This is a genomic window from Sphingobacterium griseoflavum, from assembly GCF_014653155.1.
GTDB classification, from domain to species: domain Bacteria; phylum Bacteroidota; class Bacteroidia; order Sphingobacteriales; family Sphingobacteriaceae; genus Sphingobacterium; species Sphingobacterium griseoflavum.
Genome location: NZ_BNAF01000018.1, coordinates 54,715 through 75,570 on the forward strand (window position 1 = coordinate 54,715; position 20,856 = coordinate 75,570).

General features: G+C 44.5%; 18 protein-coding genes. 7 read left to right on the forward strand and 11 right to left on the reverse strand.

The genetic code is table 11. From position 1 onward, the window contains the following. Positions 1–6: 6 nt before the first annotated feature. A complete protein-coding gene (gene clpP, locus IE165_RS17810; RefSeq protein ID WP_189628011.1) occupies positions 7–705 on the reverse strand; it encodes an ATP-dependent Clp endopeptidase proteolytic subunit ClpP in 699 nt (232 codons plus the stop codon). Between the two features lie 57 nt (positions 706–762). Then, positions 763–1,230 carry a type I restriction enzyme HsdR N-terminal domain-containing protein gene (locus IE165_RS17815; protein WP_189628012.1) on the reverse strand — a complete coding sequence of 156 codons (468 nt, stop codon included), beginning with the start codon at positions 1,228–1,230 and terminating at the stop codon, positions 763–765. Positions 1,231–1,313: 83 nt separating this feature from the next. Here IE165_RS17815 and holA point away from each other — a divergent pair, with 83 nt between their 5' ends. After that, positions 1,314–2,324 carry a DNA polymerase III subunit delta gene (gene holA, locus IE165_RS17820; RefSeq protein WP_189628013.1) on the forward strand — a complete coding sequence of 337 codons (1,011 nt, stop codon included), beginning with the start codon at positions 1,314–1,316 and terminating at the stop codon, positions 2,322–2,324. Here the strand turns inward: holA and IE165_RS17825 are convergent. The 3 genes from IE165_RS17825 to IE165_RS17835 are packed head-to-tail and all read right to left on the reverse strand — an operon-like array spanning position 2,321 to position 5,554. Continuing rightward, a complete protein-coding gene (locus tag IE165_RS17825) occupies positions 2,321–3,598 on the reverse strand; it encodes an AI-2E family transporter (protein ID WP_189628014.1) in 1,278 nt (425 codons plus the stop codon). The genes holA and IE165_RS17825 overlap by 4 nt on opposite strands. 25 nt (positions 3,599–3,623) lie before the next feature. Beyond that, on the reverse strand, positions 3,624–4,802 hold the full coding sequence (locus IE165_RS17830) for an MFS transporter (RefSeq protein ID WP_373297932.1): 1,179 nt from the start codon (positions 4,800–4,802) through the stop codon (positions 3,624–3,626). After that, entirely contained in the window at positions 4,799–5,554 is a 756-nt protein-coding gene (locus IE165_RS17835; protein ID WP_189628016.1) for a TrmH family RNA methyltransferase, read from the reverse strand. The genes IE165_RS17830 and IE165_RS17835 overlap by 4 nt, the downstream gene beginning before the upstream one ends. Positions 5,555–5,560: 6 nt before the next feature. Here IE165_RS17835 and tamL point away from each other — a divergent pair, with 6 nt between their 5' ends. Then, entirely contained in the window at positions 5,561–7,918 is a 2,358-nt protein-coding gene (gene tamL / locus IE165_RS17840) for a translocation and assembly module lipoprotein TamL (protein ID WP_189628017.1), read from the forward strand. Here tamL and IE165_RS17845 read toward each other — a convergent pair. Continuing rightward, a complete protein-coding gene (locus IE165_RS17845; protein WP_229826639.1) occupies positions 7,915–8,448 on the reverse strand; it encodes a hypothetical protein in 534 nt (177 codons plus the stop codon). The genes tamL and IE165_RS17845 overlap by 4 nt on opposite strands. A gap of 209 nt (positions 8,449–8,657) precedes the next feature. Here IE165_RS17845 and IE165_RS17850 point away from each other — a divergent pair, with 209 nt between their 5' ends. Continuing rightward, on the forward strand, positions 8,658–8,912 hold the full coding sequence (locus IE165_RS17850; protein WP_189628018.1) for a hypothetical protein: 255 nt from the start codon (positions 8,658–8,660) through the stop codon (positions 8,910–8,912). A gap of 141 nt (positions 8,913–9,053) precedes the next feature. On the opposite strand, the gene IE165_RS17855 is transcribed toward IE165_RS17850, so the two are convergent. The 3 genes from IE165_RS17855 to IE165_RS17865 form a co-directional block, all read right to left on the reverse strand. Beyond that, complete coding sequence (locus tag IE165_RS17855) at positions 9,054–9,473, reverse strand: hypothetical protein (protein WP_189628019.1); 420 nt, start codon at positions 9,471–9,473, stop codon at positions 9,054–9,056. A 110-nt stretch (positions 9,474–9,583) separates the two neighbouring features. Continuing rightward, positions 9,584–11,245, reverse strand: a complete 1,662-nt coding sequence (locus IE165_RS17860) for a M28 family metallopeptidase (RefSeq protein WP_189628020.1) — start codon at positions 11,243–11,245, stop codon at positions 9,584–9,586. Between the two features lie 26 nt (positions 11,246–11,271). Continuing rightward, a complete protein-coding gene (locus tag IE165_RS17865) occupies positions 11,272–11,922 on the reverse strand; it encodes a SprT-like domain-containing protein (protein ID WP_189628021.1) in 651 nt (216 codons plus the stop codon). Positions 11,923–12,018: 96 nt separating this feature from the next. Here IE165_RS17865 and porD point away from each other — a divergent pair, with 96 nt between their 5' ends. Continuing rightward, positions 12,019–12,912, forward strand: coding sequence for a type IX secretion system protein PorD (gene porD / locus IE165_RS17870; protein WP_189628022.1), 894 nt, complete (start codon positions 12,019–12,021; stop codon positions 12,910–12,912). Between the two features lie 7 nt (positions 12,913–12,919). After that, on the forward strand, positions 12,920–14,581 hold the full coding sequence (gene recN / locus IE165_RS17875; protein WP_189628023.1) for a DNA repair protein RecN: 1,662 nt from the start codon (positions 12,920–12,922) through the stop codon (positions 14,579–14,581). Positions 14,582–14,637: 56 nt separating this feature from the next. Here recN and IE165_RS17880 read toward each other — a convergent pair whose 3' ends face one another. Next, entirely contained in the window at positions 14,638–15,060 is a 423-nt protein-coding gene (locus IE165_RS17880) for a hypothetical protein (RefSeq protein ID WP_189628024.1), read from the reverse strand. 148 nt (positions 15,061–15,208) lie between these two features. Beyond that, entirely contained in the window at positions 15,209–17,788 is a 2,580-nt protein-coding gene (locus tag IE165_RS17885; protein ID WP_189628025.1) for an ATP-dependent Clp protease ATP-binding subunit, read from the reverse strand. A gap of 187 nt (positions 17,789–17,975) precedes the next feature. Here IE165_RS17885 and ettA point away from each other — a divergent pair, with 187 nt between their 5' ends. Together ettA and IE165_RS17895 are read left to right on the forward strand one after the other, a co-directional pair. After that, positions 17,976–19,658, forward strand: coding sequence for an energy-dependent translational throttle protein EttA (gene ettA / locus IE165_RS17890; RefSeq protein ID WP_189628026.1), 1,683 nt, complete (start codon positions 17,976–17,978; stop codon positions 19,656–19,658). 2 nt (positions 19,659–19,660) lie between these two features. Continuing rightward, positions 19,661–20,848, forward strand: a complete 1,188-nt coding sequence (locus IE165_RS17895) for a PAS domain-containing sensor histidine kinase (protein WP_189628027.1) — start codon at positions 19,661–19,663, stop codon at positions 20,846–20,848. Positions 20,849–20,856: the final 8 nt, after the last annotated feature.

Consider the following 20,856-nt stretch of genomic DNA (forward strand, 5'->3'; position numbering starts at 1 on the left):
AATTTGTTATTTTACATCTTTTTTCGGCAATAATACCTCATCAATCATACCAAACTCTTTTGCTTCAGCCGCTTTCATCCAATAATCTCGATCGGATGACTTTTCTACCCACTCGTACGACTGTCCGGAGTGTGCGGAAATGATGCTATATAATTCCTCTTTTAGTTTCAGCATCTCTCTCAAGTTGATCTCCATATCGGACGCTACACCCTGTGCACCGCCGGAAGGTTGGTGGATCATGACGCGAGAATGTCTTAACGCCGCGCGTTTCCCTTTCGCTCCGGCAACTAAAAGGACAGCACCCATTGAAGCAGCCATCCCCGTACAGATCGTTGCCACATCCGGTGATATGTACTGCATCGTGTCATAGATACCCAAACCGGCGTAAACACTTCCTCCTGGCGAATTTATGTAAATCTGTATATCGCGTTGCGCGTCCGTGGATTGCAAAAAAAGAAGCTGCGCCTGCACAATGTTTGCAACTTGATCATTGATGCCGTCACCCAAGAAAATGATACGATCCATCATCAACCGCGAAAAAACGTCCATTTGCGCCACATTCATTTGGCGCTCTTCGATAATGTAGGGCGTCAGGTTTGTTGGCATATTTCGTTGAACACGGGAAATATAACTATCTACGTGCTGGCTGCCAATACGGTGATGTTGAATGGCATATTTTCTGAATTCGTTTTTATCTATGTTCATCGCTGTTGTTTTTCAGTTTTCTAAAAGACTAATATAAAATTATAATTTCAATCTAACCTACAAATTAACTGCCGAATTGTAATTTGGCAGTTCCTTTAAAAAATAAAAGCTGCTTTTTACAAAGTCGATTTTGCAGTAATAGTGCTCCATACCGTTACTAACCAAAAGCAATGGTATTTTGTGGATACTATTGTAGTTCGCGATTTGATGGAAAACACTTTCGGTAATTTTGACAGTTGGTGCCTTGAACTCTGCCAAAAGTATCTTTTCCCCTCCGTTGTTGTAAATCAATAAGTCGCTACGCTTCCTTAAGGTGTTTAATTTCAACCCTCCTTCGATTTGCATCAATGCTTTCGGATATTGTTTATGGGTGTGCAGGTAATGCACCCAATGCTGCCTCACCCACTCTTCTGGTGTCAGTACCAAGTCTTTCTTTCTCAATTCGTCGAAAATAAAGAGCTTGTCTGCTTTTTGGGTAATTTTCGTTAGATAGGGGGGTAAGTTTAACGGAAATGGCTCAAACATGTACAAAAATACGATAATTAGGTGTGCTAACAAAATTTGTTCATCCGTGTAAGTACAACGGAAAAATTGTACTTTCGTATGCTATGAATGTGAGTACGATCCTTGCCGATATCAAGAAAAGAAAATTCAGTCCCGTGTACCTATTGCATGGCGACGAATCCTACTACATCGATCTGATTAGTACTGCCCTTGAGCAACAGGTATTAACCGAAGCACAAAAAGGGTTTGACCAAACCGTTCTTTACGGTAAGGATAGCAGTATTGTAAATATTGTGAGCGCGGCTAAACGTTATCCTATGATGAGCGATCATCAGCTAATCCTGATCAAGGAGGCACAGGATTTGAAGTGGAAGTCGGAGGAAGAATTGTTATTGAGGTATTTGGAAAACATCACCCCGAGCACTATTCTGGTCGTCGCTTATAAGTATGGTAAGTTTGATAAACGGAAGAAAATATACAAAGCCTTTGAAAAGGTGGGGACGGTCGTTGAATCTGCCAAGTTGTATGAAAATAAGGTGGGTGAATGGATTATGGATCAGTTTCGCGCGGCGCATCGAAGTATACATCCACAGGCTGCAGCGATGATGGGGGATTATTTGGGGACAGATCTTGCGAAAGTAGCCAATGAGATTGACAAGCTGCTGCTGAACGTGCCCAAAGAAGAGGAGATCCAAGCTATTCACATTGAGCAAAACATTGGAATAAGCAAGGATTTTAATGTGTTTGAACTCCAATCAGCTTTGGCCAAACGCAATGCCTTGAAAGCGATACAGATCGTCGACTATTTTGTTGCCAACCCCAAGTCCAATCCTTTACCTATGGTGATCGGAAATTTGGGTACCTATTTTACAAAGATCCTGAAGTATCATTATCTGCCCGACAAAGCGCCACAGGTTGCGGCCAAGCAGCTCGGGGTGCACACGTTCTTTTTAAAGGAATATGAAGCGGCGGCTCGAAACTTCAATCGGAAAAAGACGTTTGATATCATCCATCATTTAAGCGCGTATGATTTAAAAACCAAAGGGATGGATATTGGGCCGTATACGGACAGCGCCGATATCCTCCGCGAACTGGTTTATAAAATTCTTAACTAATTATTGTCTCTATTTTTCTTAGGTACATCTTGCTGCGGTAGGTTTTCATAGGGGTTGTTCTCCGCCTCATGAATCTCCTTATAGCGCACAGTTGTTGTCGGTGCAGGCTCATCGTTATCGATTTCAATATCGATCTTCACTTTCTTCTCCATTTTTGGCTTTCGGACAATGCCCCATTTGATCAGTAGCTCTTGTGTTGCATTAATCTTCAGGTGCTCTTTTTCCGGCTCACCAATCAAAAAGCCAAAAGCCTGCATAGAAGGGATAGCGTCAAATATGACCTTGATGGTAGCCGTAAGTGGTAGCGCTAGAATTAATCCAGGTAATCCAAAAAGCATACCCCCCAATAAAATTGCTATAATGGCCATTAATGGGTTTATGCTCACTTTGCTGCCCACAATGTTCGGTGTAATGATATTTCCCTCCAAAAATTGAACAACCTGAAACCAAGCAATTACCCCTACGGCATACCAAGCACTGTCCTTGACAGCCAATGCAAATAAAGCAGGGAGAATCGAGCCTATGGCAATTCCGATATAAGGGAGTAACATAAGAAGCGATGCCAATGTTCCAAAGAACCATGCATAGTCTATACCCATAATCATCAACCCGATGGTATTTAAAATGGCGACGATTCCCATTACAGTGACCAATCCCAATAAGTAGCTCTGTACGACTGTATAAATTTTATTTAATGTTTCATGTACCTTCGATTGGGGTGTGCTTTTAAAAGCTTTGAAGAAGAACTCCCGAAAGAAGTCGCGATAGTAGAGCAGGAAAAAGCTAAATAGAGGAACTAAAACAGTTCCGGCAAGTATATTTCCTATGGATCCGAACGTGGCGGAGGCCATGGCCCCTGCATTGGATAGCATCTTATTTCCTTGGTCGCGCAATTGATCCATCATAGTGTTGCGCTGCACGTTAAATGTTGTTTCCACCCAGCGTTGGGCGCGATCCAGTACAGACATTACTTTATTTGTTATCGCGGTGGCATCCTTTCCAATGATGATACTTTGGTGTACAATAAACCATCCAATGAAATAGAGGACAGCTATGGCCACGATGACGGATAAGATGGCTGCTGTCGCTTTTCCTAGACGAATTCGCTCGAACAGACGTGCCAATGGATAAAGGGAGATGGCAATCAGTATGGAAAAGAGCAGCGGAATAAGTACGGTCTCTGTCGCATACATGAATCCCAACAGTAGCGCCATGGCGAAAAGGCTTGCTGCCAAATCAATCGCATAAGGGATTTTTTTTGAGTCATTCTTCATGAAAAACATTTTTGTTGAACAACAGTTAAGTAGCAGTTTTGTTTTTCCAATTCCAAAAGATAATATAGAAGAAGGCGGATAGGATAATGAGGCTATTGACTATAAAAATGGATGGGATGCGGCTTAAATGATCGGCATACACGTAGCCGGCTAACAGGGCGCCGCCACCGATTCCTATTTCCAGGGCGATATACATGGTGGCCATCGCTTTACCGCGATGCTGCGGCAGGCTTAGGTCTATGGTCCATGCGTTGACTGCCGGCGACAACACACCGGTGCCTATACCATAAATTATTGCGCCCAAGATCAGGCCTTCTACGGATTCTCCTAAACCAATTATTAGCACAGCCAGCGCAACGATAAAGACGCCAACGACCATCACTTTTATTCGGCCATATCGATCGGCTACTTTTCCGGAAACAAAACGAATCATGATGGAAGACAGTGTGTAGGCTGTGAAAAACAACCCCTTGTTGCCTATCCCCAAATGTTCACTCCAGTCGGGGATCAACGTCAATATAACACCATAGCCCGTATAGGATAACAAGGTAACGATTGCTGCGGGGAGGACACGAAATTCCAGTACCTCGTCGCGTCTGATTTGAAGCATGGCCAGCGAAAAAGACTCCTTGCGCGGCAATGTCTCGCGCATATTAAGAACAATGACGATAGAAAGTACCGCGAATAGTGAAGAGCTGTAGAACATAGGATTTATCCCATAGTTCTGCGCTATGTAGCTACCAATTGCTGGGCCTATTGCCCCACCGATGCTGAAACATAGCCCGTGCATACCCAAGGCTTCGCCCCAACGATTTTGCGGGATTATGTCCGCCACATAAGCGGAAGTAGCCGTGGGTTTGAAGCCGGTCGAAAAGCCATGTACGAGGCGTAAGAGAAAGAAGAAGGCCACAGAGCTGACGACGGGATACAGGAAGCCGCAAATAAAACACACCACCGACCCTACAGCCATAACCGGGACCCGGCCCCAGCGGTCTGTGAGCTTGCCACTGAAGGGTCTGGAGATCCCGGCGGTCAACGTGAATAGAGCAATGATAAGCCCTTTGTGTTCGCCGCCACCCATCTTGCTCAAATGATTTGGTAGTTCGGGGATGATCATATTAAAGCTCGCCGAAAAGAGAAGCGAGCTTAAGCACAGCAGGGCAAATGGTACCGTGTAAATCGATGTCGGATGGCCCACTGCTATGCTCCCTTTAACTGCTGTCGAGCCAGTTCCGCGCAAAAAATAGTGGCCGCTACAGCCACATTCAGCGATTCGGCTTGGCCGATACGCGGAATTGTTACGGCGTGATCGATCTGACGGATCAAGGATTCGCGGATGCCGTTTCCTTCGTTTCCCATGATAATCAGCCCAGATGATCCAAAATCGGTGTCGTAAATAGATGTTCCATCAAGCAACGCACCAAAAGTCGGCATTCCGGTATCTCTTATGAATGTTGGGAGATCCGTATAGGTAACCGTGACACGCGATAGTGACCCCATGCTAGCTTGTACGACCTTCGGATTGTATGCGTCAGCCGTACCCAGCGAGCAGATGATATGTTTTATCCCGAACCATTCGGCGGTGCGAATGATCGTTCCCAGATTCCCCGGATCTTGAATGTCATCAAGCAATAGACTGTGTTGGTGCTGAATACGATTCAAGTCCAGCACGTGTTCGTCGGGCAGATGAAACAAAGCGACAACACCTTGTGGGTTGTTCAATAGCGATATTTTCTGTAATTCCTTGGCGCTAACTGTCACACATTTTATTTTCTGCGGTAAATTGTCCATTTTTGCCTCAGCTTCCGCAGTGGCATAGAGGCTATGGATCTTGTAACTGGATGATATAAATTCCAATACAGACTTCAGGCCTTCCACCAAAAAAAGACCATGTTGTTTGCGAAATTTTTTGTGCTGCAATGACGTTGTTAAACTAATTTGCGCTTTTGATAACATTGCTTGATGATTAAAAAGGATATTTTTTTTGCTTTTGCAAGTATAACGCTTTTGGCGCTAATTTTAGCATCGTGCCGTTCGGCTAGATACTTGAGTGAAGATCAGGCGTTAGTTACAAAGGTTGAGATAGACGGTATTGATCCCTCGCTAAAGGAGCGTGCGTCAGCCTATATATCGACCGAGATCAAGCCAAATTCCCGGTTAAATCTGACGTTATACAACCTGTTTAATACAGAAAATGGTAGGTACAAAAGGGACGGCATTCGAAGCGTCGGCGAAGCGCCCCACATTGTGGATTCATCGTTGATCGATTTTTCGGCAAAACAGATCAATCGATTCTTGCAGACAAAAGGTTATTTCAATGCGAGCGTGACGCCGCAGAAGAGGGTGAAAAATAAGAAGGCTGCCATAGTGTTTGAGATAGAAGCAGGACAGCCTTTTGTTTATGGTAAGATTGCACATCAGGTAGCTGATTCATCCATTGATGTGGTTTATCAAAGGGAAGTGCTTCCGTATTCCAATGCGAGAAAAGGTAAGCGGTTCGATAGTGCCGATCTCCTCGAAGAAAGAGAATCCATGTATGTAAAGCTGAAGGAGTATGGTTATTTTGAGTACCTACGGCAATACATGCGCGTAGGCATCGATACCAACCGGATAGCCAAGCAAGCTGATGTGAAGGTTGAGATTCAGAATCCGACGGACAGCACGCGGCATGTTGTATATTATGTCGATAGTGTATTCGCTATCGTTCGACTTCCTTACGGCCAAATTGGAAATAAAAAAAACAATCGCTATCATGATCAATCAATTGGGGTGGATTACCTCGATGAGACCGGAAAATTTCGTTTGCGACCCTTGGCTCAATATATGTATTTGCGCCCCGGTATGCGCTATAATATGAAGAAAGAAAATCAGTCCTACGATAGGCTGTACGAGACAAATGGCTTTCGAAATATCAAGATCAATTATCAAAAGGTAGATTCCAACAAGTTACATGTCACCTACGAGCTCACGCCGCGGCCGGTTATGGCCAATCAGGTGGAAGGAGAATTTACATTCAGTTCGGGCATGAGCGGATTCAATGTGGGTAATACCTTTTCGCACCGCAATGTCTTTGGAGGCGCCGAACAATTGGAAGTAAAAATGCGATATGGTGTCCTGTTTGACCCTCGGCTGGAAGGCGGTTTAGCCAATAAAATCTTCAATAACGATTTTCAGATTGGCGTCAATTTGATTATCCCTCGGCTGATGACGCCTTTTGAAAATTCAAGCTCAGGAACCTATGGGCTGCCGCGCACCACATTTTCCAGCACGTTGCAGCTCTTTCAGCAGGATGGGACGTACGCCAACCGATACTTTACGAACACACTTAATTACATTTGGTACAGTGGCGTAAACTCCCAACACAGCTTGACCCCTGCATCAGTTGAATATCGACAGGGACGGCTGAATGCCGATTTTGCCCGGCGGCTCGAAGAGGAAGGGTATCAACTTTACATACAAAGCAATAATCGTCAATATTTTGGTTTAAGTGCCCAATATGCATTTACCTACAATGCCAAAAGATTGCTCCGACTCGAGGATTTTAATTATTTTCGAATAGGCTTGGAAAGTAGTGGCAATCTGTTGGGCTTGGCCGGCAACCTATTTAATTTTACGACATCCAACGATGGTGAAAAGCAACTGTTTGGGGTGCCATATCTGCAATATGCAAAGGCTGAATTGGATTATCGCTGGTACAAACATTTAGCGGGTAATCAACAAGTTGTGCTGCGTTTCAATGGTGGAGTGGCCGTTCCCTATGGCAACAATTCAGAATTGCTCATCTTTGAAAAGAGCTTTTACGGTGGTGGGATGAATGGTATCCGCGCTTGGCAGGCCCGGACATTGGGACCTGGCAATTACGATAGAAGTGGCTTGACCGAGCAACTGCGATTAAACTTACGTAATTTGGATCAGCTTGGCGAAGTCAAATTGGAGGCGAATGCCGAATACCGCTTTCGCTTGCTGAACAAGTTTTTAGGTGCGAAACTGAATGGCGCAACTTTTTTGGATGCTGGGAATATTTGGCTACTTCGCGATAATGAGTTTGCCCCAAATGGTGAGGGTACCTTTAAGGCAGATCGCTTTTTATCACAAATAGCATTAGGATCGGGCTTTGGGCTTCGATTGGATATGGATTATTTTATTATTCGTCTTGATGCCGGACTTAAATTGAAAGATCCCCAGTTTGCTGGAGGCAAACAATGGGTAATTAAAGAGTTCTTTAACGCACGGGAATTTAAACAGGCTTTTTACGAGTCCCGGCGGCCCGATCGCTACAACTTTATCCAATACAACTTTAGCGTAGGACTTCCTTTCTAAATCAATCCCTTGATCGCTGTAAATATGCTTTCGATAATCTTGCTAAGGTCTAATCCTTTCGAGTAATTGAAGTAGACATATACGATTGCCAAAACCACCAGAACGGTTAAAAAGCGTTTGAAAAGATAGCCGATAAATAGCAAGGAGGCGGGAATAAACAACAGCAACAGGCCGGAGATCTTAAATGGCTTTAACGCTTGTTCGGATTTATGGATGTAGTATAGTTTTCCTATCGAATCGTCTTGATTTTTATGCTTAAAAAATACAAAAGTAGAAGAGGCCAGGGGATGTTTTACCACAGCGATACCATCATGAAAGGAAAGATCTTGCTGAAAACCATTGAGTTCAAAAACAAAGGTGCCATTTATATTTTCTAGGGGCTGTTCTGCACTATCGATAGCTATGATGGCCAGCTTTCCATTTTGCGTTAAGTTTTCTTTCACAATAAAATTGGCGATACGTTGAGGTTGCGCCTTAGCAACCATCGTTGCGGCCAACGAGATAAGAATTATATAGCGTATATGCTTCACGTTTTAGCGATTTGATACAATATTAGTAAAAATTGGTAATTAAATCACGAGACTTTCCAAGTACGGTGTGGCAACCGATGCTGCAGCATCGATTTGCCTACCAGCCCGTATCCCAAGATCATCCTCCCGGAGTCTCTTTGAGCTTTTTATTTTTGACATTTGTAGATTTCTTACGTACATTTGTCGAAGTTAAATAAGATTATACGGATATGGAAAATATAGCGTCTCAAAGACCAGCCAAAAAAACAGATAATAATGCAAATCGTACGGAGTATTATGTAACATTAACGGTGGCTATTGTAATTGGGTTAATTGGAGTATTTATCAGATTTGTTCCCGATGTTATCCCCGCGCTGGATCAATTTACGTTTATGTTTTCGTTGGTTGCCAACCTGGCCATGATCGTTGCGACAGTCATCGCATTCAAAGTTGTTTTCGGTATATTGGGTTTCGGTAAAAAATAGCCGCTATTTTTCTTTAAGATATGATAAGACCATTCATTGTAAGATGAATGGTTTTTTATTGCCATTTCCACGGATTGCTGCATGCTCATAAAAAAAGCCCGAGTCGTACTGACCGGGCTTTTAATTATTTGGTAATCCCTATTAGCCGTTGATCAATGACCAAGTGCCCCAAGGAATTCTAGATAGAATCAGAATCAATCCGAGAATATAAAAAATCAAAACGGTTTTATTTGCTTTCTTGGCATCTGTGATCTTTTTCGCCTTGATGTAGCCAACTGTAATCAATACAATAGCCAGAATCATCATCAAGGGGTGCTCCAGAAAATAAAGACGCGACGTGCTATTCTTCATGTTCGCTCCAGAAAAAGCTTGTATACCGAGTGGAGATACGAAATATATGATCAGGCCGACCAGCAGTTGCAGGTGGGCTGATATGAACCCTATTAACGCAACTTTGCGGTTGTAGGGTTTGTTTCCCAAATAATTGGACAGGGTAATGACAATAGCAATTACCAAAGCTAGCAACAACACGATTGCTAAGGTTGAATGTAGATGTTTCATTCCGGTTACTGTAAATTTAAAATTTGTACTTTATCTCTTCTCTAAAATACAGCTTTCGCGCAAGCGGCGCTCAGCTGCGTGGCAAATTTTAACTTGCCCTGACAAAGGTACTATTTTGCCAGTCGCTTATCGCTTATTTCTTTAAATTCCGAATGCTTTTTAAATGTGGGAAATGTTTGCTCCATACTCATCATATAACCCACATCAAAAAATAGGCGGATGTCTTGCAGGATACCTGCAAAGTCCCAGTTTTCATCCACTTCGTCAGACACGGTGTGGTATCGTCCAGCGAGTGCTTTTCTGCGTTTTGTGTTTGCTGTCGAATCAGCCGAGACTAGTTCGCTACCACTGCCCATAAACAATCCGGGGACGCCAACTTTTACGAAGTTGAAATGGTCCGAACGATAAAAGCCGCCAGACGACGGGTTACCTTCGCCTTTTACCACACGGCCGAACTTAGCGGCAGAGCGCTCAACATAGTCTTCAATTTCGGTCTGCCCGCGTCCCACGATGGACACGTCGCGGGTTGCTCCCAGTGCACTGAAAGCGTCCATATTTAGGTTGGCTACGGTTTTATTCAGTGGGAAAATAGGGTTTTGCGCGTAATAGTCGGAGCCTAACAAGCCCTCTTCTTCTGCCGTGACGGCTAAAAAAACGATGGTTCGTTCAGGCCGCACTTTGGCGGCTTGGAAGGCTTTCGCAATTTCAAAAAGGGCTGCAACACCTGCGGCATTGTCAATAGCACCGTTATAAATAGAGTCGCCGTCTACGGCCTCACCAATGCCCAAATGATCCCAATGTGCGGTGTATATGATGGTCTCGTCTGCGCGTTTGCTGCCCGCTAGCTTCGCGATGACATTATTGGAACTTGATTTGCGCATGCTGTTTTTCAGTTGTACGGATATCTCCACCCCCAACGGGATCGCATTGAAGCCCTTCCTTTTCGCCCGATCTTGTACGTCTCGAGGTTGTCCGGCTAGTGCGAAGAGTTTCTCCGCAACGCCGCTCGTTATCCACCCTTCAAAAGAAGTGGTCTTCGCTACGCTGGTATTCTCTATCAAACTCAGCTGAGGTCCCGACCAGCCGCTACGCACCACATTCCAACCGTAGCTTGCCGCTTCGGTGTCGTGGATCAGCAGCACGCCAGCAGCACCTTGACGGGCAGCCTCCTCATATTTGTAAGTCCAACGACCATAGTAGGTCATGGTGTCGGCCTTGAAAAGTTCTTTATCATAGTGGCCGGGATCGCTTACCAACACGACGACCGTTTTTCCCTTCACATCCACCCCGGCGTAATCGTTCCAGCCAAATTCGGGAGCCACAATGCCAAATCCGACGAATACCAGTTCGGAGTCCTGTATGTCGATTTGTTCGTCCAGACGGCGGCTGCCAATAACGTAGTCTGCGAGATAGTCTGCAGAAAAGGAGCCCGATTTTCCGTAAAATGTCAAGTTTTTTTGCAGCGGCGTAGATGCTGTTTCTACCATGGGTACTTCTTGAAAGTAGCTGCCTTGGTTGCCCGGCTCCAGTCCCAACGCTTTAAATTGCGCTTGGATGTAGTTGACCGTTAAGGTATCCCCTTTGGTAAAAGGCTTTCTTCCTAAGAAGGTATCCGCAGAAAGCGTTTTTACATAGTTGCTATACGTATCTTCGCTAATAGCCGCCATGGCCGTGCTGTCAAGCTGCGATGCATCAAACGTGCCTTCGCTCTGTTGCTGACAAGCGTACAGGAGGGTCAGGGCGCCGGATAAAAAAAGTAATTTTTTTTTCATGATGGTGACTCGGTAATGTTGAATATTTAGGGTTGCTGCTTTTTCGAATTTATGCTATTGTATTCCGTTAGGCGTACAACTTCGGCTACCGGATGGAAAAGGTATAACTTGTTTGTCGACAGTTCCAAGCATTTATAGCGTTTCCTGAGTTTTTCCTTTTTTTGGAACACACGTCCCCCCCTGACCACAAAAATACTGTTCTCTTCGATATCTTCAACGGTTGTCAAACCCGTTACCACCTGTTTATCATAGCCTTTCAGCGTCCGATAGAGCTGCACATCTGTGCAGCTTGAGGCGGCTGGATTGTCCATGTAACGGGAAATGGCCGCCAAGATATCAGCCGGAAATATCGCCAGTTGTAAGAAAGGGGACATCAATTCCTTGTAGGTGGATTTCCATTCCACTCCGTGGGGTTTCACACTATTTTTGTAGCGTTGCCAGGTGTGCAGGTGTGCAAACTCGTGGATAGTGGTAATTAGAAAGGCATACGAATTGAGATCATGGTTGATAGATATCCGGTGTGGTTGTCCTCGGAAAGGTGCCCGATAGTCGCCCAGTTTCGTTCGCCGGGCTCGCGCGATACGAAATTGACAGCCCGTATCGTTGATCCACGTGGAAATGATGGGGGCCGCCGAGGCAGGCATATATTTGCTCAATTGTTTTGAAAAATCCGCCATTGCTTGCAAACTTATTATTTTTATTTGATAAACTGTGATAAGGTGGTTTCCGATGCCCAACGAATTAATTATATTTGATAGCTTAATCCGTTGCTCATGAGAAAATACCTCATCCTCATCGTATGTTGTTTTTGTTTTTTGTGCCCTCAGGCTCAAGAACTGAATATGCGTGTGGAGATTCAATCGCCACAAGTGCAAAATACGAATAAAAGAGCCTTGGATTTGCTCCAAAAGGTGATACAGGATTTTTTTAACAACCGATCATGGACCGATTTGAAAATCGATCCCCGAGAGCGGATCGACGGAGCAATATTCATTACGATATCGGAATGGGATGGTTCGAAAAATTACAAAGCCGCTGCACAGTTATTCTCATATCGTCCGGTGTATGGGACGAATTACAGTACAACGGTTTTAGCATACAACGACCGCAGTTTCAATTTCTCCTACGTAGAGGGTGAACAACTCAACTTTAATGAAAATGCGAATCTGAACAATTTGTCTTCTTTATTGGCTTTCTACGCTAACGTCATCGTTGGGATGGATATGGATACCTTCAGATTATTCGGTGGGAATAAGTACCTCAATGCTGCTCGTAGTATATTGAATACCGCACAGGGGAACGCGGAGGAGGGTTGGCGATCCATGGAATCGCTCGTGAATAGATACTGGCTCATCAATAATTTGCTGGACAGACGCTATCAACCTTACCGTGAATTTGCCTACCAATACCATATCAATGGGTTGGATAGAATGAGCCAAGACGAGTTGAAGGCTAGAAATACCATGGCGGAACTCTTGGACAAACTAGGCGAAGTGGATCGAAACAACACAGGTAATGTGTTGACTTCGGTTTTATTTGCGGCCAAAGCCGATGAATTTGTTGGAGTTTATAGTAAATTGCCAGGAAACCAAGGTGCACAAGTTTTTAACACGCTCGTTGCGCTTGATCCAAGCAACACTGCGAAATACGAGTTATTGAGGAAATAAAAGAGATATGCTGACAAGACTACTTATAAAAAACTACGCGCTTATTGAAGATTTGGATATCCAGTTTGATGCGGGTTTAAATATGATAACGGGAGAGACTGGAGCGGGAAAGTCTATCATCATGGGCGCATTAGGACTGATTTTAGGAAACCGTGCGGAAGGGAAACATTTTTTTCGGGAGGATCAGAAATGTGTGATCGAAGGATATTTTAGTCTGCATGCTTATCATTTACGTCCTTTTTTTGTAGACAACGATCTGGATTACGAATCCGAAACAATCATTCGGCGGGAGATTTCTGTGGATGGTAAATCCCGGGCATTTGTCAATGATTCGCCAGTCACTTTAAATGTGTTGAAGGCTTTGGGCGAATTGCTGATCGATATTCATTCGCAACATGCCACGCTGCAACTCAATACGGAACGTTTCCAGTTGATGGTGCTTGACAGCATGGCAAAAAATCAAGATGTGCTTGAGGCCTACCGCACAGCATTGCGACAATACAAGGATCAGCTTGCTCAGCTAGAACAGTTGCAAAACGAGATTGCTAGCACCAATGCTGAGCTGGACTTTAACCAGTTTCAATTTGATGAATTGCAACAAGCCCAATTACAAATTGGGGAGCAGGAGCAGCTAGAGGAGGAAGTTAGTCAGCTGGAAAATGCCGAGGAAATTAAACGAGGGCTGTTTGGCGCATCGCATCTGTTGGATGAGCAAGAGCTTTCCGTTAATCAAGCAATCAAGGAAGTGCTACAGCACTTGCAAACCGTGCAGCGTTTTTTACCCTCCGTTGCGACATTGACTGAACGCTTGCAGAGTGCACAGATAGAGATTAAAGATATTGCACAGGAAGTGCAGATGTTAGGGCAGGAGGTGCATATGGATGAAAATCGTTTGGCCGCGGCCAACGAGCGTTTGAGTCTATTGTACAACTTGCAGAAAAAACACCGTGTTGATACTGTTGTAGCATTATTGGATCTACAAAATGAATTGGAGCAAAAGATCTTAGCGGTAGCGAATAGGGAAGAAAAAGTTGCGCAAATGCAAAAAGACTTGGCGGATAGCCTGCAGCTGCTGAAAGAAGAAGGTAGCCGTTTGCATGAATCACGGGTGTCGGTGCAAGGGGAGGTACAGGAATATGTACAGTCGTTGTTGTCTGAGGTCGGGATGGGAAACGCCCAACTAAGCATCAGTCTGACCGAGCTTCCGATAGAACGCTACAAGACTACGGGCGGAGATGACGTGCAATTCTTGTTCTCGGCCAACAAGGGACAAACACTACAGCCAATACATCGCGTCGCCTCAGGGGGAGAGTTATCGCGTGTTATGCTTGCAATAAAATCCTTGGTTGCAAGTAGCTCTGCCTTACCGACCATTATTTTTGATGAGATTGATACTGGTATATCGGGAGAGGTAGCCTTAAAGGTAGGTCAAATCATGGAGCGTCTATCTGCCAATATGCAGGTGTTGGCTATTAGTCACTTGCCGCAGATTGCGTCGAAAGGCAATAAGCACTTCAAAGTATATAAAATCGATGAGGCGGAAAAAACGAAAACGAATATTGTGCCCTTGGATGCTGAGCAACGTGTATTCGAGATAGCCCAGATGCTCAGCGGAACAAACCCGGGCGAATCTGCATTGAAGCATGCGCGGGAATTGGTAGGCTTATAACATAAAAGCCATCTCTTTTGGAGTTGGCTTTTGTGCTAATATGCTGTTTGCTTACCTTACTCGACAAAATCAGCTTCGGTAAGGGATATCTTAAAAAAAGCACGTTGTGGAACGGGAACATTGATACCGTCTTCCAGCAATGGGTCTTGTGCAAATACGGTTAAGGAACCCGCAGTGTATTCATAGTTGTATGAAACGCCATCAATTGTTGCGGGCAATGTGTTATAGTTACTTTCATTATCAAACGAAATAGCAACGTTTACAATACCTTGCTTAACGTAATAATCGGTTAGCTCCGGAACGCTTAAATTAACGAATTTCGAAGTAGTCGTGTTTTGTACATTCTGCCATTGGTTGGCGTCACGCGAATAAACCATAGTGATACTCGGAACCACCGTATCGTAATACTCTTTCGTACAGCTTGTGCCTACTGCCAGTGTTGCAGTACCTAATAAAAAGGCTAATAGAATTTTTTTCATGTGTATTGTGTTTAAGTTTTGTTAAAAGTATCGTTCTCTTCCTAATAAAGACGTTAAAAAATGTTAATGGTTTAAATGCATTAACAAAAAACACGCCACAAAAAAAGCTTCACGGTTACCGTGAAGCTTTTTTTGCAGGCCAGTAGTACTATTTCTTTTCGTTATCGTTGTTATCGTCGTTGTCGTCCGGCTGCGTGACGTCCGACTCAATAGACTTGTCGCTTTCTTGCGTATTCATCGCACTTACGATAATCTCTTGTTTTTCATTATTGTAGTCGATATGCAATTGCGAACCATTCTTGACTTCTCCCTTTAAGATTTCTTCCGCAATAGGATCTTCCAGGTATTTTTGGATAGCACGTTTTAATGGGCGGGCACCAAAATTACTATCATATCCCTTATCTGCAATAAAGTCTTTCGCTTTGTCAGTCAATGAAATATGATAACCTAATCCCTCTATGCGTCCGAAAAGAGACTTCAATTCGATATCGATAATTTTGAAGATGTTTTCCTTGCTCAACGAATTGAACACGATCACATCATCGATACGATTCAAGAATTCTGGCGCAAATGCTCTTTTCAATGCCGTCTCAATAACACCACGAGAGTGCGAATCGGCTTGGTTTGTTTTCGCTGCCGTTGTGAAACCAACACCCTGACCAAATTCCTTCAGCTGTCTTGCGCCAATATTGGATGTCATGATAATAATCGTATTCCGGAAATCAACTTTACGACCTAGGCTATCTGTTAACTGTCCTTCGTCCAATACTTGTAACAGCAAGTTGAAAACATCTGGGTGCGCTTTTTCGATTTCATCCAACAAGACAACGGCATAAGGCTTGCGACGAACCTTTTCCGTCAATTGTCCACCTTCCTCGTATCCAACGTAGCCCGGAGGCGCACCGACCAAACGAGATACCGCAAATTTTTCCATGTATTCACTCATGTCGATTTGGATCAACGCATCTTCCGAGTCGAACATAAAACGGGCAAGCTCTTTGGCCAGTTCTGTCTTTCCGACACCTGTAGGACCTAAGAAAACAAAAGAACCTATCGGTTTCTTTGGGTCTTTCAATCCAGCACGTGTACGTTGAATGGCTTTCACCAACTTCTGTACAGCGTCATCCTGACCGATGATGCGTCCTTTTACGGCGTCGCCCATGTTCAACAGCTTTTGGCTGTCAGACTGGCTTACCCGTTGCACAGGAATTCCAGTCATCATGGCAACCACTTCCGCTACATTGTCTTCAGAAACAGTATAGCGTTTTGATTTAGTCTCCGCTTCCCAAGCAGCTTTCTCTTTTTCGAGTTGATCAAGCAGCTTTTTCTCGGTGTCGCGTAACTTCGCCGCTTCCTCATATTTTTGGCTACGGACAACCTTGTTTTTTTCCACCTTCACTTCTTCGATCTTCTCTTCGATATCGATGATGGATTGCGGCACGTGAATGTTGTTGAGGTGTACCCGTGAGCCAGCCTCGTCCAATGCATCGATAGCCTTGTCAGGCAGAAAACGGTCTGTAATATACCGTGTTGTTAGCGCGACACAAGCTTCAATGGCATCATCGGTATACGTTACATTGTGGTGATCTTCGTACTTATCCTTAATTCTGTTTAAGATTTCTACCGTTTCGTCATGCGAAGCGGGTTCCACAACGACTTTTTGGAAACGACGATCCAATGCGCCATCTTTCTCGATATACTGCCGATACTCATCCAGTGTTGTAGCTCCGATACACTGAATCTCACCACGTGCTAAAGCTGGCTTGAACATATTAGAGGCGTCGAGCGAACCCGAAGCACCGCCCGCGCCCACAATGGTGTGTATCTCATCAATGAACAAGATGACATCCGGAGATTTCTCAAGCTCGTTCATCACTGCCTTCATGCGCTCTTCAAACTGACCGCGGTATTTCGTACCCGCAACCAAAGAAGCCAAATCAAGCGTAACAACGCGCTTGTTGAAAAGTACACGCGAAACCTTTCGTTGTACGATCCGCAGCGCCAACCCTTCGGCAATGGCCGATTTACCAACTCCCGGCTCGCCAATAAGGATTGGATTATTCTTTTTGCGGCGCGACAATATCTGCGATACGCGCTCGATTTCTTTTTCGCGACCTACAATAGGGTCTAGCTTACCTTCCTCAGCCGCCTTCGTTAAATCACGACCAAAATTGTCCAAAACTGGGGTCTTCGACTTGATGTCCGAAACCTTCTTAGGCGCCGTGAATTGCTGGTCGTCATCCGCGAAGTCATCATCTCCAGTGGACGAACTGGACGCTTCATCGGTTATCGTCGTCTTGTTTTGCTCTACCTCGTTTTTGAATAAGTCGTACGTGATACTATATTGTTGCAGTACCTGCGAGGCGATGTTCTCTTCGTCGCGCAAGATCGCCAACAACAGGTGCTCTGTGCCGATAATATCGCTTTTGAAAATCTTAGCTTCCAAATAGGTGATCTTTAATACCTTCTCCGCCTGTTTAGTCAGTGGCATATTGCCGATTGGCGCACGTGACATGGATGAGCCTTTCACAGCATCCTCCACCGATTGTCTTATCGATGTTGTGTCAACGCCGATGTTTTTCAAGATCTTTATAGCAACCCCATCGCCCTCACGAATCAACCCGAGCAAAAGATGCTCTGTGCCGATATAATCATGGCGAAGCCGTAACGCTTCCTCTCGGCTGTAGGAGATGACATCCTTTACGCGTGGTGAAAATTTTGCTTCCATGTAATAAACCTTTCCTTTTAAAAATGATAGGATGTTATAAATGTAAAAAATAAATTATAAAACCTATGCTTGTTCTGTGATAGATTTTATCAACAATTAAGCCACAGCCCGGAAACTATCAAAATGGCAGTCTTTCGGAACTAAAAATGACTATATTTGTACAAAAAATAGCATTTTATATCGAATTATGTCTGACGAAAAGATCATTTTTTCTATGGCCGGTGTCAACAAGATTTACCCGCCGCAAAAGCAAGTTCTTAAAAATATATACCTATCGTTTTTTTATGGTGCAAAGATCGGTGTTATCGGTTTAAATGGTTCCGGAAAGTCATCCCTCCTAAAGATTATCGCTGGACTGGATAAGTCCTACCAGGGTGAAGTGGTGTTCTCACCGGGCTACTCGGTTGGCTATTTGGCGCAAGAGCCGCAGCTCGATTTGGAAAAAACGGTGCGTGAAATCGTAGAAGAAGGCGTTGCAGAAACCACTGCCATCCTGCAGGAATATGAGGAAATAAATGAAAAATTTGGCCTTCCCGAAGTCTACGAAAATGCAGATGAGATGGATAAACTGTTAGCTCGGCAGGGAGAACTGCAAGATATCATCGATGCGACCAACGCTTGGGAATTAGATAGTAAGCTCGAGCGTGCCATGGATGCGCTACGCTGTCCTGAACCAGAAGCAAAAATTGTCAATTTGTCAGGTGGTGAACGTCGCCGTGTAGCACTTTGTCGCTTATTGCTGCAAGAACCCGATGTGCTGTTGCTCGATGAGCCTACCAACCACTTGGATGCCGAGTCTATTGACTGGCTGGAGCAGCATTTGCAACATTATAAAGGTACCGTTATTGCCGTGACACACGATCGTTACTTCTTGGATAACGTAGCCGGATGGATCTTGGAGCTGGATCGCGGAGAAGGTATCCCTTGGAAAGGGAATTATTCTTCATGGTTGGACCAAAAGGCCAAGCGTTTGGCGCAAGAGGAAAAACAAGAAACCAAACGCCAAAAAACGTTGGAGCGCGAATTGGAATGGGTACGTATGGCGCCGAAAGCAAGACATGCCAAATCGAAAGCGCGGTTGCATAATTACGAAAAACTGGCTTCGGAAGAAACGAAAGAGCGGGAAGATAAACTAGAGCTTTTCATCCCCCCAGGGCCTCGATTGGGTAACGTGGTGATTGAAGCGAACGGTATCTCAAAAGCTTACGGTGACCGCATACTTTTCGAGGAGTTGAGCTTCTCCCTCCCTCCGGCAGGTATCGTCGGGATTATCGGGCCCAACGGTGCCGGTAAAACAACCCTATTCCGATTGATTACAGGGCAGGAACAGCCAGATACCGGTACATTTCGTGTAGGTGAAACCGTAGCGCTGGGTTATGTGGATCAAAACCACGATGACCTCGATCCCGAAAAATCTGTTTGGGAAAACATCACCGATGGCAATGATAACATCCTCTTGGGAAATCGCCCGGTAAATTCTAGAGCCTACGTTTCGAAATTCAATTTCAACGGAGGCGATCAACAAAAGAAAGTCGGTGTTCTCTCCGGAGGGGAGCGTAACCGGGTGCACTTGGCAATTACCTTAAAAAAATCATCTAACGTATTGCTCCTGGATGAGCCGACCAATGATATCGATGTGAATACCTTGCGTGCTTTGGAGGAAGGGCTAGAAAACTTCGGTGGATGTGCTGTCGTTATCTCCCACGACCGTTGGTTCCTAGATCGTATCTGTACGCATATTTTGGCATTTGAAGGCGATTCACAAGTATACTTCTTCGAAGGAAACTATTCCGAATACGAAGAAAATAGAAAGAAACGCCTTGGTGACGCCACACCAAAACGGATAAAATATAAAAAATTGGTGAAATAAAGATGGTTGACTCGGCAAGACTCTTAGCTGCTATTATTGACAATGCGATTGATGGTATTATCACCATCGATAGCGCGGGGATGGTTGAATCTATAAACCCCGCCGCATCGGCACTGTTTGGCTACGAGCCATCCGAGGTTATTGGCAACAATATTTGTATGCTGATGCCAGAACCGGATCGGACTAAGCATGATGGTTACATCAGTAACTACCAGCATACGGGTGTGAAGAAGGTCATTGGTGTTGGGCGGGAAGTGATGGGGCTGAAAAAGAATGGCACAACGTTTCCCTTTCGCTTAGCCGTTAGTGAGGTGCTCTATAAAGGTAAGAATATCTTCACCGGATTTATCCATGACTTGACCAAAGAACGCGCAGCCGAGGACGAATTGCGGATGCACGCTATTCAATTGGAAGCAAAGGTAAGCGAGCGGACGAAAGACTTGATCAAATTGGTGTCTGAGCTGGAGAAGGCGAAGTCTGACGTGAGTTTATCCTTGGAGAAGGAAAAAGAACTGAACCAAATGAAGTCACGATTTGTATCGATGGCTTCGCACGAGTTTCGCACGCCGCTCAGTTCGGTGCAGCTGTCCGCATCGCTGATCGAGAAATACGTGGAGCGTCCGGATTATCAGAATGTTATGAAGCATACCAATCGGATTCGTGGCGCGGTGCAGCTGCTCAATAACATCTTGAACGACTTTCTTTCGTTGGAAAAGTTGGAAGCAGGCAAGGTTGTGGCCAACAAATCAACGATAAATTTGGTGCAACTCGCCGAAGAAATCACGGAGGAAATGCAAATGATCTGTAAGAAAAACCAGCATATCGTGTATCAACATACGGGCGATGTAGGCTTTTTCTATTTGGATAGCCATTTGGTTAAAAGTAGTATCATAAATTTAGTGTCTAACGCGATTAAGTACTCAGGGGAAGATACATTTATTGAGTTTTCCACGGAGATTAAAGATGATATATGTGTCATCTGTATTCGTGATAATGGCATTGGCATTCCCCTTGAGGATCAGAAAAATCTTTTTGAGCCTTTCTTTCGTGCGCAAAACATCGGGAATATACCGGGGACGGGGCTCGGGTTAAATATTGTAAAAAGGTATGTGGAACTGATGGGGGGAAGCATGCAGTATTGGTCAGCTGCAGACAAGGGCGCAATATTTAAAATGACCTTCCAGCAATAGGAGTACAG